Source organism: Salmonella enterica subsp. enterica serovar Typhimurium str. LT2, from assembly GCF_000006945.2.
Lineage (GTDB): Bacteria > Pseudomonadota > Gammaproteobacteria > Enterobacterales > Enterobacteriaceae > Salmonella > Salmonella enterica.
The window spans coordinates 2214035-2229616 of sequence record NC_003197.2 but is presented as its reverse complement, the minus strand read 5'-3'; the positions used below and the strand labels follow the sequence as shown (position 1 = coordinate 2229616).

The 15582-nt window shown below is 55.4% G+C and carries 9 protein-coding genes, 1 pseudogene and 9 other annotated features; all 10 genes and pseudogenes read right to left on the bottom strand.

What is annotated here, in order from left to right; translation table 11 throughout:
• Positions 1–50 precede the first annotated feature (50 nt).
• The 10 genes and pseudogenes from STM2135 to STM2126 all read right to left on the bottom strand — a co-directional run bounded on the left by STM2135 (position 51) and on the right by STM2126 (position 15350).
• Positions 51–2168, bottom strand: a protein-coding gene (locus STM2135) for a putative inner membrane protein (protein NP_461079.1). Within the gene, positions 51–2162 belong to an annotated coding region; the region does not span the whole gene.
• Positions 2163–2168, bottom strand: a ribosome-binding site (putative RBS for STM2135; RegulonDB:STMS1H002280). It overlaps the preceding gene by 6 nt.
• Before the next feature lie 4 nt (positions 2169–2172).
• Positions 2173–2896 (bottom strand): putative inner membrane protein gene (locus STM2134; protein NP_461078.1). Within the gene, positions 2173–2889 belong to an annotated coding region; the region does not span the whole gene.
• Positions 2889–3779 (bottom strand): putative cytoplasmic protein gene (locus STM2133; protein ID NP_461077.1). Within the gene, positions 2889–3773 belong to an annotated coding region; the region does not span the whole gene. The genes STM2134 and STM2133 overlap by 8 nt, the downstream gene beginning before the upstream one ends.
• Positions 2891–2896, bottom strand: a ribosome-binding site (putative RBS for STM2134; RegulonDB:STMS1H002279). It overlaps the preceding gene by 6 nt.
• Positions 3773–4091, bottom strand: a pseudogene (locus tag STM2132) (pseudogene; frameshift). Before STM2132 ends, STM2133 begins: the two are co-directional and overlap by 7 nt.
• Positions 3774–3779, bottom strand: a ribosome-binding site (putative RBS for STM2133; RegulonDB:STMS1H002278). (Overlaps the previous pseudogene by 6 nt.)
• Positions 4092–4359: 268 nt before the next feature.
• The gene (gene baeR, locus STM2131; protein ID NP_461076.1) for a response regulator in two-component regulatory system with BaeS occupies positions 4360–5089 on the bottom strand. Within the gene, positions 4360–5082 belong to an annotated coding region; the region does not span the whole gene.
• Positions 5079–6494, bottom strand: a protein-coding gene (gene baeS, locus STM2130; RefSeq protein ID NP_461075.1) for a sensory kinase in two-component regulatoyr system wtih BaeR. Within the gene, positions 5079–6482 belong to an annotated coding region; the region does not span the whole gene. The genes baeR and baeS overlap by 11 nt, the downstream gene beginning before the upstream one ends.
• Positions 5084–5089: a ribosome-binding site (putative RBS for baeR; RegulonDB:STMS1H002276), on the bottom strand. It overlaps the preceding gene by 6 nt.
• Positions 6482–7908, bottom strand: a protein-coding gene (gene yegB / locus STM2129) for a putative MFS family transport protein (protein ID NP_461074.1). Within the gene, positions 6482–7894 belong to an annotated coding region; the region does not span the whole gene. The genes baeS and yegB overlap by 13 nt, the downstream gene beginning before the upstream one ends.
• Positions 6489–6494: a ribosome-binding site (putative RBS for baeS; RegulonDB:STMS1H002275), on the bottom strand. Its footprint overlaps the gene before it by 6 nt.
• The gene (yegO, locus tag STM2128) for a putative resistance protein (protein NP_461073.1) occupies positions 7891–10983 on the bottom strand. Within the gene, positions 7891–10971 belong to an annotated coding region; the region does not span the whole gene. The genes yegB and yegO overlap by 18 nt, the downstream gene beginning before the upstream one ends.
• Positions 7903–7908 (bottom strand) — a ribosome-binding site (putative RBS for yegB; RegulonDB:STMS1H002274). (Overlaps the previous gene by 6 nt.)
• The gene (gene yegN / locus STM2127; RefSeq protein ID NP_461072.1) for a putative outer membrane receptor occupies positions 10972–14110 on the bottom strand. Within the gene, positions 10972–14094 belong to an annotated coding region; the region does not span the whole gene. The genes yegO and yegN overlap by 12 nt, the downstream gene beginning before the upstream one ends.
• Positions 10978–10983: a ribosome-binding site (putative RBS for yegO; RegulonDB:STMS1H002273), on the bottom strand. (Overlaps the previous gene by 6 nt.)
• The gene (locus STM2126; RefSeq protein ID NP_461071.1) for a putative HlyD family secretion protein occupies positions 14094–15350 on the bottom strand. Within the gene, positions 14094–15335 belong to an annotated coding region; the region does not span the whole gene. The genes yegN and STM2126 overlap by 17 nt, the downstream gene beginning before the upstream one ends.
• Positions 14105–14110, bottom strand: a ribosome-binding site (putative RBS for yegN; RegulonDB:STMS1H002272). Its footprint overlaps the gene before it by 6 nt.
• Positions 15345–15350, bottom strand: a ribosome-binding site (putative RBS for STM2126; RegulonDB:STMS1H002271). It lies within the gene STM2126.
• Positions 15351–15582: the final 232 nt, after the last annotated feature.

Genomic DNA, 15582 nt, shown 5'->3' with positions numbered 1-15582 from the left:
CACTTTAAGGGCGGGCATTGTAGCGCCGTGGGAGAGGGGAGTAAACCACCTTACACCATTGAGTTGACCTGTCCCGGCAGCTCTGAATTCGGGATACGGACGGTATACCAGGCGAAACGAAAGCGTTTCCAGAAAGAATCGAAATGCAGGTGGTCCAGGCAGTCCATAACGATTTCATTATCCGGGTAAAGTGTGAAGGCAAAATGCGCCCAGCGTGCGCTTAGCTTCATATTAAACAGCGTTCGATCGTGTTTATTACCGTGCAGGCGCGATAGGGTCACCATAGCATGTAGCGTGCCTTTGTTGGCCTCTTGTTGCACCAGTTCCAGATGCTTATGCGCCAGCGTAATATCCTTCACTTCAAAAATATTCAGCAGGAACAAGCCCCAGGCCTCTTTATGCCCGAACTGATGCGCCAGCCAGAGATTATCGAGTAGTTCTTTTTCATAAGCGGAACGTTTTTCGGTATCAGGTTCTTGTTTACTCAGACGCTGGTTGCAGATGCCAATGCTGAAATGAATATTTTGCAGGTCATTTTCATAGTCGGTATAGCCTCCGTTATCTATTAATTTGTACGGGGTGCTCTCGCGCAGCGCTAACTGCCGGTGCAAAATCTCCGCCGCGCGCTGAAAATACCCTAACGCGATGGCAGGATCGTAAGGTAGTAGGCCGTTGTTCTCTTTATTATTGTGTTCAAGGCCCAGCAAGTTTAGCGCGGCGGGTATATTTCTTTGTGCGCCCAGCTCTGCCAGCGGCACGAAATGTTCCGGGAGCCCGAACCAGTCGAAATTTTTAATCGCCGCCCGCCAGTTATGGTTATATTGAATGTCGGCGACGCTATCGAGCCAGGCGAGGCCTTGCGCCTCATCCTTTTCGAAACCCAATAACCCGGCGTACTGAAAGTAGCCACGACGGATTTTCGGCACTGCGAATTCCGTTTGCTGCGCATTCTGACAGAGAAAATTATACATCCACCAGGTGTCAGGAAAATCGCGCAGGGCGAACTTTATCGTGTCATCAGAGAAGTAATTGTTGAGCTTAACTTTTTCCACGATCGAACGCTGAAGGGTTCGCCAGAGCGCGTCATTATCGTCCAGATCGCTATAGCAGACCCGCAGCCACTCCAGCGCGTTGTGGCGAGATTCCTGGATATGCGCTCGCAGGCTAATCTCTTCGGCTTTGGCGATAATACGTTCCTGTTCTGCCGGGGAGTCAACCTCTTTGATGCGCAGATCGCGGTGATCGTCCCACCAGATCAATAGCTCCAGATGTTCACGTTCTGCGGCAGAAAGGTGATCGCATACGCTTGATTCCAGAAATTCGCGGATTTCCTCGTGAGACCCTCTCCAGCGTGGCATACGAAACGGGATATATTCATCCAGCACGTAAAATGCCGTCGGGAAAATAGCCAGGCAGACGGCGAGCCAGTATTTTTGCCCGGCATCGTCATTGCACTCCGGCAGCACGGACGGGCGCGGCAAATTTGGGCAAACCGCGTCGGTAAACGACAACCCGGAATGGGCCATCAGCGCGTCCACCTCCTGCGGTGAATGGCGATGATATTCAGCCAGATCTTCCATTAATGGCTGCCCGGCAACATCCGCGCCCACGAGGAACTCAACCAGCCACTCGGGCTGGCCGAAGACTTTTGAGTTGGTGCTGGTCAGGGCCGCCGCCATCCACTGGCGCGGTTCACAGTCGATGGCATTGAGCGCGGCGATGACCATCCGTTCGTTGCAGGCGGCGGCGCAGATCCACATCGCTCGGGTGGTTTCTCTCGCCCAGCCATAGCTGCGGTAAAGCCACGCACGGTGATTCCAGTATTGCGCCTCGGCAAGCCAGGCGTGAGTGGAGCGAGGACGGGCGCGCTGCCAGTTTTTGATCAGCGCTAATCCTTGCGGCCCAGCCTCAACCAGCGTGTCCATATCGTAAAAAGGGTTGTCCATTTGATTCCAGGCGAAGAAATAGCGCTTTTCCGCTTCGCGGCTGGTAAAGCTCTCCGTCAGCGCCTGGTTGTAGCGTTCGTCCAGTTCGTCATAGCGTTCTTCGCGCAGCAGGCCGGGAATATCGGCGATATGCCACTCTCGTTGCCCGTCATTGAGGGGATTTTTGTGGTTGCACATCTCAAACATAGCGTTGAGCAGACGATCATCCTGTTCCATAAAGCGTCCTTTAAATCGGCTCGAAAATTTTGAATTCATTCCACGGCAGTTGTCGCCAGCGGCTGACAGGGTCTTGCAGATAATGGGTGGCTTCCTGTAAATCCCGTCCGGCAAGCGCTGTTGGCGTGTCACGTAGCGTGAGCCATACCCGGCGGGCGCGAACGTAGGCGGTGGCGTAATCCTCCCAGGAATCAAAACAGTCCTGAGCGCGCTGGGCGTTAAGTAATAACACCAGCCAGGCCTGATGTACGTCGCACCAGCCGAGCCCGGCGATACAGCGGGTCAGAAAGGCGGTGCGCATGCAGTCGAAAGCCAGCGCGTCGCGGACCTGGCCCTGGGCCGCCAGATGATGATAAAACGTGCGCGGCGAGCTGCCGATGCCCGCAGGCCAGCGGCGTAAGATATCCTCGACCTTGTGGCGTAACGCCGCGCCGTCGAGGTTTTCGCTCAAGCCCAGCTCTTTTTTTACCTGCTGCGCCAGATAGCGGCGTTTGTCATCGTCAAGTTTAAATACCAGCTCAACGCCTTTGATCGGTAGCCCGTTGCGCCGGGCGAGGATATCAGCTAGCGCCAGCGCCCATTGCCGCCGTCGGGTATCGCGACGCAGGTCTTTCAGGCGATCTTTTTCTTTCTCCTCGGCGATACGGGCTGCAATCAGCGGTTTGTTTTTTTTGTAGTTGCGCCAGCTAAAAAATAGGGCGGCAATAATAAGAACAATCCAGAACATTATTGCACCTCCTTGATGACAGGGAGGTAGCGCGTGGTTTGTAGCGTCAGGCTTTCAATTTCGAAAGGTTCGCTACTGGTGTTTTTCCCGGCAAGCGTAGGATGCCATTCATGCTGCGGAAACAGCATTTCCGCAGCCGTCGCCACGTTAGGATCAACAACCTGAAGGTAGCGCAGCGCCTCCGGGGCGCTGTGCAGCAGCAGCCACTGTAAAGCTACCGGGGGAGTGGGGAAGTGTTCCATTAAGTGAAAATTGTCATGCAGCACATTGAGCAGAAAATTGAGGTCATGAATATGCGTAATAAATTTCCAACCTGAATATTCCGGCGTCAATTCATAAACTATTCCCATCCCTTCGCAATCAGCGTGGCGCTCAGGAAGTGGTTGCAGATGGCGTAACAGAGATAAAACATCGTTAGCATATTTCTTAATAGGATGGCGATTTTGCTTACCTTTAATCTGATCAATGCTCAGGCCGTTATTACCAACCACCAGGCTTATTGTAACGTGGGGAATATTATTGCCGTCGCGCAGGCTGAACAGGCGAAGTTTCTGTTGTTCAATTTGCCGGGCGTAGTAATCGCCGTAGCCGCCGGAAAGCGCGCCTTTATTATCAAAATCTCCGACGCAGTGTTGCATATGCCAGGATTCATACGCCATCTCACTGCGCAGGCCGGGGTTTGTTGCATCAAGCTCAACCAGTACGCCGTTATTCACCGTCATCACCGGTTTTAGCGCCTCGCTGTTGGAGGGATACCAACCTTGTTCACGCAGGCGCTGCATTTTTTGATGCTCCGCTTCGCGCATTGCCAGCACGGTAAAGCAGTTGATACGCTGTAGTTTAGTTTCCAGCCGCGTTCCTTCCTGACGCGAAAGAAATTCCACTAAATCTCTTTCCATCGCCACAAGTTGCGGGTGCTGAACGTTAAGGTAGTAAAAGCGCTCATCGCCACCCAGCTTTGGCGCCAGCCAGGCGGGGATTTCTGCATCAGCGCTAAAATAAACGGCATAATCGGCGACGGAGCGCACAGGATAAACATGAGGAAAGTCACCAATGATCCAACGATAAAAATGGTTGCTTAACCAGCGCTGGATAATTTCGCTGTCGCCGCGTTGTTGGCTCCGGGAAAAAATAGACGATTTTACATTTGGCGCATTTATTATATTGCGTGGTTTATAGCGGTGAGATGACGTTTCTGTCATAAAAATCCATGTATAATTAAGCTGGTATTATGTTTATGTATTTTTAGATTCACTTAATGAATTAATGCGCAATAAGTTTAAAAAACTACTCACAGTATATCGGTAAACTAAAAAGAGCGGCCAAATAATTTATTGTCCCCGATCGCGTTCGTCGTGGTTTTCGGGATACCGCTCGGCCAAAGGAAAGAGGGCAGTGTGTTAATTCCGCCAGAATAGCGTTGGCGGAAAATATCGTCTTACGACCTTGTTATTGTTATGCCAATAATCATTATACCAGGCGACACGCATCCGCTTCCCAGCGATATCCCACCCCGTAGACCGCGCGTATAAATGACTGTTCGGCATCCAGCGATTCCAGTTTACGGCGCAGGTTTTTAATATGGCTGTCGATGGTACGGTCGGTCACCACACGGTAGTCGTCGTAGAGGTGGTTTAACAACTGCTCGCGGGAAAAAACTTTACCCGGTTCAAGCGATAAGGTTTTTAGCAGACGGAATTCAGCGGGGGTTAAATCCAGCGCTTTACCACACCAGGAGGCCTGAAAGCGGCTTTCATCAATCATTAACGGGCTTTCGGCATCCTGCTGCTGGAGTTCGCGCTGCGGTTTACAGCGGCGCAAAATGGTTTTCACGCGGGCCACGACTTCGCGCGGGCTGTAAGGCTTACAGATATAATCATCGGCGCCGATTTCCAGCCCAAGCAGCCGGTCGATCTCTTCGATTTTGGCCGTGACCATCACAATGGGGATGTCGGAAAAACGGCGAATCTCCCGGCATAGCGTCAGACCATCGGTACCCGGCAGCATCAGATCCAGCAGGATCAGATCCGGCGGCGTTTGACGCACATACGGCAGTACCTTGTCGCCATGATTGATGAGCGTGGGGGCGTAACTCGCCGCGCGTAAGTAGTCAATAAGCAGCTGTCCCAGCTTGGGTTCATCTTCAACAATCAAAATGCGCGGCGTGTTTTCATCAATGGGTAATTCAGTCATACTTCTCTCTGTAAATCGCGATCCAGCGGTAACTCTACTGTAATGCTAACCCCGCCAAAAGGCGAATGAGCGGCGTGAAGATGACCGTTATGCGCGTGTACAATATTGACGCATATTGCCAGCCCCAGTCCAGAACCGCCGCTGGCGCGGTTACGGGACACTTCCGTGCGGTAAAAACGGTCAAAAAGCTTTTGTAACTGTTCATCGCTGACGCCCGGTGCAGAATCGGCAAAGGTCAGGAATAATGATTTGTCGCGTTGTTCGGCGGAAATATGCAGGCCGCCGCCGCTGTCGGTGTAGCGCAGACTGTTTTCCAGTAGATTATTAAACAGTTGCATCAGGCGATCCGGGTCGCCGAAGACGGTCATACTATCCGGCAACGCGTAATGTAGCGTTAGCCCCCGGCTGGTAAAGCGCTCTCTGAACGCGCCGCCAGCGACTTCCAACAGGGGAACAAGATCGACGGTCGTTTTTTGGTAAGCCAGCGCGCCCTCGTCAGACAACGACAGCTGATGCAGGTCGTCAACCAGTTTGGTAAGCGTACCGACTTCCGCCTGTAGCGAGGTAACCGATTCTGGCGTGAACTGGCGAACGCCATCCTGAATGGCTTCAAGTTCGCCGCGCAATACCGCCAGCGGCGTGCGCAGTTCGTGGGAAATATCCGCCATAAAGTCGCGGCGCATCTGCTGGTTTTTTTCCAGCGTGCTGGCAAGCTGGTTAAAGTCCTGCGCCAGTTTTCCCAGCTCATCAGCGCTGGTTGGAGTCACGCGCGTGGTAAAATCCCCCGCCGCCAGTCTGTGCGTACCTTCGACCAACCGTTTGACCGGGGCGAGCAGGCCACGCGCCAGCAAAAATGTCGCCAGCGCGGCCAGCAACGTTGATAACGCCACGATCATCCAACTGGCGCGCCGCTGCTGCATATCAAAATTAATATCCGTATTGCGCGTCAGCCGCTCGACAGGAGAGGCGATAATCGCGCCGACTTCGACGTCATTGACCAGAATGGGACGGCGAGTACCGTCATGCGGCACCGGACCGCGTGGGCCGACCAGTACCCGGCCATTTTGATCGACGACCCAGAATTGGGTGCGCCAACCGTGCGGCGGCATACCGGGGCCGGGTTTATCGCGGTCGTTGTCATGCTCAAATGAACGCAAAATCTGGAAAACGAAGCGATCGTTGTTGCGTAAAAAACGCCAGTTGCCGTGTTGCTGGTACTGGTCGCCCAGCGCATCGCCCAGCATTTGTAGCCGCTGCTCGTTGCCGTGTTTGATATAGTCAATAAATCCGCGTTCAAAACTGACGCGCACGGCCCAATGCATACTGATCAGCAGCACGATGCAGGTGGCGAAGATCGCCAGAAACAGCTTGCCGGTGATTCCGGGCCGCCAGACTTTCATTACAGGCTCCTTTTACGCCGTGAAATGACCATGTTTTGCTGTGTATCGTTCGGCACGCGGGCAAAAATTATCGCCGGTAGCGCGATAATAACCGCCATACATAACCAGGTGTACATAAAGACGTGATGTGTGGCGCTACTGTCTATCCCGATATGCTGTTGGCCAAACATACCCAGCAGCATCCCGGCAATAGTGACGCCGATACTCATCGAGAGCTGCATAATCATCGATAATAAGCTATTGCCGCTGCTGGCCAGCGTATCGGGAAGGTCTTTTAGCGTTAAGGTGTTCATGGAAGAAAAGCGCGCCGAGTTCACCATTCCCTGCAAAAGCAGTACCAGCGGCAGGAGATAATACCAGCCGAGCAGCGCGACCGACATAAACAACAGGCTAACCAATGCCAGTCCGAGCGTGGTCGCTACCAGAACCCGACGATAGCCAAAACGGTTAACTATCTGCACCACAATCCGCTTCATTCCCATGCTGCCCAGCACCATGGGGATCATCATCAAACCGGCATGAAACGGTGAAAAACCAAGACCAATTTGCAAAAAGACCGGCGTCATAAACGGCAGCATACCGCTGCCGATACGCCCGGCAAAACTGCCCAGCAACCCTAGTGAAAACGTGGGCGTGCGGAACAATCGCAGGCTGAATAACGCGCCTGAGTTTTTTTTGGCATGGAAGAGATAGAGCAGAATGGCTGCCGCGCCACCCGCAGCAAGTCCGGCTAATGTCCAGGGCGAAATCCCCATGCTTTTACTACCGTCCAGCGCCAGCGTGAGTACCGCCATGCCGATAGCTAACAGCAGGAACCCCGGCAGATCAAAGCGCCGGGTCTCTATGATGTAGTTTGGCATCAGCATAAAGGTCGCCATAGCGCCGACAATTCCCACCGGGATATTGATCAGAAAGATCCAGTGCCATGAAGCATATTCCACCAGCACCCCGCCCAGCGCGGGGCCGAGTAACGGCCCGATCTGTCCCGGTAGGGTGACGAAGGTCATCGCCGCCATATATTGCGCGCGCGGCACGATTTTCATGACCGTCAGGCGTCCGACCGGCACCATCATCGCGCCGCCTACGCCTTGTAAAACCCGCGCTAATACCAGTTGATTAAGCGTGCCGGAGAGGGCGCAAAACAGCGAACCCAGCGTGAACAGCACAATGGCGGCAAAGAAGATATTACGCACGCCGATTTTATCTGCCAGCCAGCCGCTGGCGGGGAGCATTACGGCGACGGTAAGAACATATGACACCACTACCATGTGCATATGCAGCGGGCTTTCCCCCAGGCTTTTCGCCATGGAGGGCAGCGCAGTGTTGACGATGGTGGTATCCAGCGACTGCATAAAAAAGCCGAATGCCACAATCCAGAGTTGCCAGCGGGTGTTGTCAGGAAGTTCTGTCATATCTCTACTACCGGTTTGCTATTTTTACGCGAAAAACGTAGCCGCAGACGATCGAAAAAGAGGTACACCACCGGCGTGGTATAGAGCGTCAGGAGCTGGCTCATGACCAAACCGCCGACAATGGTTATCCCCAGCGGCTGCCGTAATTCCGAACCGTCTCCGCCAGATAACACCAATGGCAGTGCGCCGAACAGCGCCGCCAGCGTGGTCATCATTATTGGACGGAAGCGTAACAAGCAGGCCTGGAAAATGGCTTGTTCCGGCGTCAGGCCGCCGCTTCGTTGCGCTTCAAGCGCAAAATCGACCATCATAATGGCGTTTTTCTTCACAATGCCAATTAATAGCATGATCCCTATCAGGGCGATTAGGCTGAAAGGGGCATTGAAGAGTTCCAGCGCCAGAAGCGCCCCAACGCCCGCCGATGGCAGAGTAGAGAGAATGGTCAGTGGATGGACGTAGCTTTCGTACAGTATCCCCAGCACAATGTAGACGGTAGCGATCGCCGCCACTATCAAAATAAGCTGTGAATTCATGGTCTGCTGGAAGACTTGCGCCGTTCCGGAAAAACTGCCGCGTACCGTCGAGGGGACGCCAAGCTGCGTCATGGTGCGATTAATGGCCTCTGTCGCCTGCGATAACGATGTGCCGGTCGGCAGGTTAAAGGCAATCGTGGACGCCGCGGAAAGTCCCTGATGGTTCACCGACAGCGGCGCATTGGCGGGCCGCCATTGGGCGAAATAAGAGAGGGGAATCGCTTTTCCGTCACGGTTGATAACGAACATTTTCTCCAGCGCGCTGATATCCTGGCTATAGCGCGGATCGACTTCCATCACCACTTTATACTGGTTCATCGGCTGATAAATGGTGGAAATTTGCCGCTGGCCGAAAGCATTATTTAACAGACTGTTTGCGGCCTGAACATCAATACCCAGCCGTGACATGGTGTCGCGGTCGTAGATAAGGTTCATCTCCGCGCCGTTATCCTGCTGGTCGGAGTTTACGTCCGCCAGTTGCGGCAGGGCCGAGAGCGCTTTGCGTATTTTCGGCTCCCATTCGCGCAGCGCCGCCAGAGAGTCAGACAGCAACGTATATTGGTAACTGGCGTTAGCCTGCCGCCCGCCGACGCGAATATCCTGTACCGCCATCAGAAACAGCCTGGCGCCAGGTTCTTTTGCCAGTTTGACCCGCAGTCGATCAATGATTTGCTGCGCCGTCTCTTTGCGTTCGCCGCGCGGCTTCAGCGTAATAAACATCATGCCGCTATTCACCCTCGATCCGCCGGTAAAACCAGTGACATTATTCACCGCCGGATCGTCGCGAATAATTTTCATAAAATCCTGCAGCTTGCCGCGCATGGCCTGGAAAGAGATGCTTTGGTCAGCCTGAATACCGCCCATCAACACGCCGGTGTCCTGCTCCGGAAAGAATGTTTTAGGGATGGCGATATAAAGCCAGATGTTCAGCGCAACGGTGCCAAGAAAAACCACACCGACAAGACGCGTATGGTTAAGCACCCATTTTAATGACGTGCCGTAACCCTGTTGCAAGGCGACCAGCAGACGGCCAACGCCCCGTTTACGCGGTTGGGTGCGCGGTTTGCTTGATTTAAGCATCCAGCCGCACATCATCGGCGTCAGCGTGAGCGAGACCACCAGCGAAATGCCAATCGCCACCGAGAGGGTAACGGCGAATTCCCGTAATAATCGTCCTGGCAGGCCGCCCATTAACAGCAGCGGCAGAAATACCGCCACCAGCGACAGACTCATGGAGATGACCGTAAACCCAACTTCTCGCGTACCCTGTAATGCCGCCTGCAAAGGTTTCATTCCCGCCTCCAGATGGCGGGCGATATTTTCCAGCACCACAATGGCATCATCAACGACAAATCCGGTCGCGATAGTCAGCGCCATCAGCGACAGATTGTTGAGGCTGAAGCCGCACAGATACATGGCGGCGAAGGTGCCGATGAGCGAAACGGGAACGGCGACGGCGGGAATTAGCGTGGCGCGCCCGGAGCGCAGGAATAAAAACACCACCAGGATCACCAGCGCAACAGAGATAGCCAGTGTCTCTTCTACCTCTTGCAGCGATGCGCGAATCGTCGGCGAACGATCCTGGGCGATTTGTAAATCGATAGCGGCGGGGATCATTGCCCGCAGTTCCGGCAGTTTTGCCCGGATGCCGTCGACCGTCTGAATAATATTGGCCTCCGGCAGCTTGCGGATCATCAACAAAATAGCGGGTTTAGCGTTCGTCATCCCGGCGTTACGGACATCCTGCACCGAGTCGGTGACGCTGGCGACGTCGCCCAGGCGTACCGCCGCGCCGTTGTTATAGTGAATAATCAGCGGCTGATATTCGGCGGCGGTTTTCAGTTCGTCGTTGGTCTGGATTTGCCAGCGGTGGACGCTATCTTCAATTGCGCCTTGCGGTCGGCGTACGTTGGCGCTGTCGATCGCTTCGCGGACCTCATCCAGCGAGACGCCCTGGTTAAAGAGCGCCTGCGGGTTTAAGCCTACACGTACTGCGGGCAGGGAGCTGCCGCCGACGTCAACATCGCCGACGCCGTCAATTTGCGCGATGGTTTGCGCCAGTTGGGTAGAGGCGAAATCATACAGTTTGCCCTGTGACCAGCTCTCCGAGGTAAGCGTTAAAATCATAATCGGCGCGTCGGACGGGTTGGCCTTGCGATAAGTCGGGCGGCTGGGCATTCCGCCTGGCAACAAGCTTTGCGCGGCGTTAATGGCGGCCTGCACGTCGCGCGCCGCGCCGTTAATATCACGATCGAAATTAAATTCGAGAATAATGCGTGTACTGCCGAGCGAGCTGCTGGAGGTCATTTCATTGACGCCTGCAATGCGTCCCAAAGAGCGTTCCAACGGCGTCGCCACCGACGAAGCCATGGTTTCCGGCGAGGCGCCCGGCAGCGAGGCGCTAACCATAATCACCGGGAAATCGACCTGCGGCAGCGGGGCGACCGGCAGCAGACGAAAGCCCAGAATGCCGCACAGCGTAATGGCGGCGGCAATCAAAATGGTGGCGACCGGGCGGTAGATGAAAAGGGCGAAAAAGCGCATCTACGCCTCCTCTTTATGGCGCGGAAAGCGACTTTTCACGTACAGCGACAGGCGGTCAAACAGGAGATAAATCACCGGTGTGGTAAACAGAGTTAATACCTGGCTGACCAGTAAGCCGCCTACCATCGCGATCCCCAACGGGCGACGTAATTCCGTGCCAACGCCGGTACTCAACATTAATGGCAATGCCCCGAGCAACGCCGCCAGCGTGGTCATCAGAATCGGTCGAAAACGCAGCAGACAGGCCTGGAAGATAGCGTCGCGCGGACTCATCCCCTGTTCGCGTTCGGCGGCGAGGGCGAAGTCAATCATCATGATGGCGTTTTTCTTCACGATGCCGATCAGCAAAATAATGCCGATAATGGCGATAATATCGAGCTCGCTACCAGCGATGATCAGCGCCAGCAGCGCGCCGACGCCCGCCGTAGGCAGCGTTGAGAGAATCGTAATCGGATGGATAAAACTCTCATACAGCACGCCGAGCACGATATACATCGCCACCACGGCGGCGACAATAAGCCAGACGGTGCTGCCTAGCGCCGCCTGGAAGGCGAGCGTACTACCCTGAAACTGCGTTGTAATATCCGCTGGCAGGGCGAGCGTTTTTTCCGTATCGAGAATCGCCTGCACCGCATCGCCGAGCGAATAGCTCTCCGGCACGTTAAACGAAAATGTCGTAACCGGGAACTGATCTAAATGATTGATGGAGAGCGGAGCGAAGCGCTGCTCAATGCGGGCAATCGCGCTGAGCGGTACGGTGCCGCCGTCGCGGCTCGTCAGGCGAATCGTCTCCAGCGCCGCCAGGCCCGGCATGCTGGCGGTATTATGTTCCAGCACGACACGGTACTGGTTCGCCTGGGTATAAATCGTTGAAATCAGGCGTTGTCCGAACGCGTTGTAGAGCGCGTTATCCACATCCGCCATGCTGATACCCAGACGGCTGGCGCTGTCGCGGTCGACATTCACCCAGGCCGCTAATCCCCGATCTTGCCAGTCGCTGCTTACCTCAGAGAGCTGTGGCAACGACTGTAGCGCGTTCTGCAGTTTTGGCACCCAGTGGCTGAGCGCATCGAGCGTCGTGGCCTGCAGGGTAAACTGATACTGTGTGCGGCTGACCTGCGTGTCGATGGTTAAATCCTGCGTCGGCTGGAGATACAGCTCCACGCCGGGAATCGTCGCCACGGCGGTTTGCAGCCGGGAGATCACCTGCTGCACGCGGTCATCACGCGCATCCAGCGGCTTGAGGTTAATTTGCAGGCGCGCGCTATTCAGCGTGGGGTTAGCGCCGTCTACGCCAACAAAAGTCGTCAGGCTTTGCACCGCCGGGTCCTGTAATATCCGCTCCGCCACCTGGCGCTGACGTTGCGCCATACTGGCATACGATGACGATTGCGGCGCCTGCAGCGTTCCCTGGATAATGCCGTTATCCTGTACCGGAAAGAACCCTTTCGGAATGACTATCCACAGCATAACGCTGAGCAGGAGCGTGGCGAATGCCACGCTCAATGTAAGCCACGGATGGTTGAGCACTTTCGCTAATCCACGTCCGTAGCTGGCGATCACGCGGTCAAACATCCGCTCGCAGGCGCGGGAAAAGCGGTTTTGTTTACGCAGAGACTGCTGGCTGAGCATACGCGCGCACATCATGGGCGTGAGCGTCAAAGAGACGACGGCGGAGATTAAAATCGCTACCGCCAACGTCACCGCAAATTCGCGGAACAGTCGACCAACAATATCGCCCATAAAGAGCAACGGGATCAGCACCGCAATCAGTGAAAAGGTGAGGGAAATAATGGTAAAGCCGATTTCACCCGCGCCTTTGAGCGCCGCCGCCAGCGGTTTTTCTCCTTTTTCGATGTAGCGCGAGATGTTCTCGATCACCACAATCGCATCGTCCACCACGAAACCCGTGGCGATAGTGAGCGCCATCAGCGTCAGGTTATTAATGGAAAAATCCAAAAACACCATCACCGCAAAGGTGCCGATAAGCGACAGCGGTACGGCGACGCCGGGAATAATTGTGGCGGGAATATTACGTAAAAACAGATAGATAATCATGACGACCAGCGCGATCGCCAGCATCAGTTCAAACTGGGTATCGCGCACGGAAGCGCGAATATTGGTGGTGCGATCGGACAGGACCGTGACCTTCACCGATTTTGGCAGGCTTTCGGTAAGCTGGGGCAGCATCTGGCGAATGCTGTCCGCTGTCGCAATGATATTGGCGCCAGGCTGGCGTTGAACGTTCATCACGATAGCCGGCGCTTGATTCGCCCATGCGCCGAGCCAGCTATTTTCCGCCCCCTGTTCGACGGTGGCGACATCGCCCAGCCGTACCGGCGCGCCGTTTTGATACGCGATGATAAGCCTGCGGTATTCGTCGGCAGACTGCATCTGATCGTTAGCAGAAAGCGTCACCGCCCGTTCGGGGCCATCCAGACTGCCTTTCGCCGAGTTGACGTTGGCGCCGGTAATTGCGGTACGGACCGTTTCGCTGGTCAGACCGAGCGCGGCGACAGCCTGAGCATTCAGTTTTACGCGTACCGCAGGGCGCTGCCCGCCGGCAAGCGTCACCAGCCCGACGCCGGAGACCTGTGAGATCTTCTGCGCCACGCGGGTTTCTACCATGTCCTCTACCTGGGTCATCGGCATCGAGTTTGAGGTGACGGCAAGCGTCATAATCGGCGGGTCCGCCGGATTGACTTTGCTGTAAATCGGCGGATTCGGCAGGTCGGAAGGCAATAAATTGGTGGCTGCGTTAATCGCCGCCTGTACTTCCTGCTCGGCAACGTCCAGCGGCAGCGTCAACTGAAACTGTAGCGTTACCACTGACGCGCCGCCGGAGCTTTGCGACGACATCTGCTTCAGTCCTGACATCTGGCCGAACTGGCGCTCAAGCGGCGCGGTGACGGCGGAGGTCATGACATCCGGGCTGGCGCCAGGGTAGAGCGTAACAACCTGAATAGTGGGGTAGTCGACCTCCGGCAAAGCGGCGACGGGCAGGAAGCGATAGCCGATAATCCCGGCGAGTAAAATCGCCGCCATCAGCAGAGTGGTGGCCACGGGGCGCAGAATAAACAGACGCGAAGGGCCGCCCGTGCTGCCCGGAGGTAATACCTGCATCAGGCGCGCGCTCCTTTTTGACCTTCATGGCGGGAAGGGGATTTTTCATCCGCCACGGTGGTTTGCGGCTCAACGACCTCGACTTTTGCGCCTTCCGTCAGCCGATCAATACCATCGGTAACGACGCGATCGCCTGCCGATAAGCCTGCGCTGATCACCACGTTTCGGTTATCCTGAATACCGATTTTTACCCGCTTCTTGCTGACGTTATTTTCGTCGTTCAGCACCCACACAAAGTGGCCCTCATTGCCCATTTGCACCGCCGCGGCAGGCACCACAACGGCATTTTGTTCGGTATCGACCAGCATCCGGGCGTTCACAAATTGATTGGGGAACAGCGTATCGTCCTGATTGGTAAAGCGCGCTTTAATTTTGATCGTTCCCGTCGTGGGATCAATCTGGTTGTCCAGACTGAGCAACACACCTTCGCTCAATTTGTGCGAGTTAGTCCGATCCCAGGCTTCTACGACCAGCGCTTTCCCCGCTTTCTGTGCCTGAACTACGGTCGCGATATCGCTTTCCGGCAGAGTAAAAATGAGATCAATCGGGTGCGTTTGCGTAATGACGACAATACCTGCGGTATCGCTGCTGGAAATCTGGTTGCCGACATCCACCTGTTTCAGACCCACGCGTCCCGAGACCGGGGCCGTGATACGACTCCAGTCGAGCTGTAACTGCGCGCTGGCGACATTAGCTTCATCCGCTTTAATGGTTCCCTGGGTTTCGTTGACCAGCGCCTGTTGCGCATCCAGTTCCTGACGGGAAACCAGATTGGTTTTTGCCAGTTGCTGATAGCGCGCCAGATCACGACGCGCATTCGCCAGCGTAGCGTTATCTTTCGCCAACTGTCCCTGAGCCTGCGCCAGGGCGACCTTAAACTGGCTGGGATCGATTTGCGCCAGCAGATCGCCTGCGTTGACCTGCTGACCTTCCTGAAAGTGCAGGGCGATGAGTTGACCATCCACGCGGCTACGCACCGTAACGGTATTCGCGGCGGTCACGGTACCCAGCCCGCTCAGATAGCGCGGTACGGCCTGCGTGGTCGCGGTCGCGGCCTGTACCGGCGCCAGAGGGCCGTCGCGCATACCGCGGCGACCTGCGGAGGCGGTATGCGGCGCTTGCGCGGCGACGCCTGGCGCGGCGGTCGGGCTTTCGCTACGGCTATGCCAGAACCAGAATGCGGCGGCGGCCACTACAACCCCAATCGCTATTGCCCAGCGGAAAGTATTACTGCCTTTCATCGGTATAAGTTTCTCATCCTGAAACGTTTTGCGGAATGTTGCTTCCTCTATTGTAGTCAGCAGGGAAGGGAGAAAAATGGAGGAATTATGGAACACGGTCGGGATTATTCTGAATGGCGACCCGCTTTGCGAGGCGCTACGCAACTCTCATCGGTGAAAATCGTTAACGCGCCGGAGTGCGGTAAAGTGGCGGCACGGCAATGAAGGTAAGCCACCGATTTCAGCAGGACGCTGAAACGGGAAAGCC